General features: G+C 36.6%; 1 protein-coding gene. It reads right to left on the bottom strand.

The features are described from left to right. Positions 1–162 precede the first annotated feature (162 nt). On the bottom strand, positions 163–1,554 hold the full coding sequence (locus CDZ78_RS20120) for a LamG-like jellyroll fold domain-containing protein (protein ID WP_087871544.1): 1,392 nt from the start codon (positions 1,552–1,554) through the stop codon (positions 163–165). Positions 1,555–1,618 lie beyond the last annotated feature (64 nt).

Below are 1,618 nucleotides of genomic sequence, written 5' to 3'. Positions count from 1 at the left end.
AGAGTTGAATCCACCATTTTTTAAATCCGGTATAACGTGGTGAAACTATACAGGTAATAGGGTGATTTTGTTTATTTGCGACAGAACCCTCCCGAGCGCGCTGCTAGTGCACTTCGGATTGGCAAATTTCCCTTCGCCTTCTGGGGACTAGCAGCCATAGCGTCATCTCTCCATTGCTGGCAACGAAGAGCTTTGTAGTGGAAGTAGTGATAGTGATTCTTCTCTGTTTTTTGAAAATCCACATTCTAATTCATCATCTATGATATTTTTAATTGCCATTGAAACTCCATATTTAGCAGGACCTTCAGCCCAATCTTGTGGTTTTTTATGACCATCTATTCGCTTATACGCCGTTAGGAGGTTTACACATGGGTCGCTTGATGAAGCAGCTGCAGTTAGCATATTGTTAAATTCTTTATAATGATCTCTACCAATAAAGAAAAGTGTTTCATCTTCAATTGCATCATCAATGTATTCTTGAATAGAAGAAATAACCTCTGGCGTATCTCCTGTTACGGAAACACCTACACCAGCAAAGGACACACTAACAACTGGTTCATCTTTGTCATCACTCTCAATAATAATATTATTTCTCTCGGCTTCATAAAAAAAACTTGGGCTATAATTAACAGGAATTTCTACTAATGAATTCGCATCTATCTCAAAAGGCAGAGAGGGAAAGTCGGCGGTAAATGAATCTCCTAATATAGTGTATTCAAAATATAAATCGTTAACAGTCAGCGTTTTCCCACCTGTATTTGTAATGCCCACATGTACTGTACGACCATCTCCAACTTTAACTTCTCCAAAATCATATATGGAAGGGGAAACACTGATATTTGAATTGTAAAGCTTCTGAATTTCAGCTTCAGATAAAGCCCGTTCGTAGATACGAACTTCATCAAGCATTCCCTTAAATTGGTATTTATATATTCCCAATCGACCATCAGAACTAGTGAAATGTCGGCCCATTATCAACGGATAAGAGTTTGTTGTTGTATATGGTGATATTGAATTTTCTGATTCAAGTTCTCCGTCAAGGTAATACTTAATAACACCATTCGTATTATCAATAATACCAGTCACATGATGCCACTCATTAATAGGGAAAGAAGTAGAAGCTGAAACGCCATCACACCACCAAGAACCATTACCTACATTAAAAGCTTGTCCTCGACTGCCTGCATTTGAACCACTTGCGTTAAACATATAGTGATTTAGGCAATCCCTACCTTTTACAAGAATATCTTGTATTCCATTATTCGTAGCACGATATAGCCAAAAGGAAATAGAAAAATCTCCAGATACATTAAGAGATTCATCATGATTTACATATATATAATCATCTACCCCATCAAATTTAACAGCCTGCCCCTGTACACCAGTTGTATAAGTTATACCACCATGCTCAGTACCATCATTCCCATTACCACTAGAATCAGATGCATCGTTCTCAAATTTATAATAAGCAACTAAGCCATCTGTTAAACTTGCCTTAGCCGTATTCCCTAAGAACATAAAGAAAAAAATCAGATAGGTCATTAATGATTTCATTTTTAAGAATCCTCTTTTTAATTATTTTAAAGTAACTACTCAGCGCAATTTAAATTCATAATCC

This window comes from Bathymodiolus platifrons methanotrophic gill symbiont (assembly GCF_002189065.1).
GTDB lineage: Bacteria > Pseudomonadota > Gammaproteobacteria > Methylococcales > Methylomonadaceae > Methyloprofundus.
Note: the sequence above shows the minus strand (reverse complement) of the source record. Positions and strands in the feature narration are given on the sequence as shown.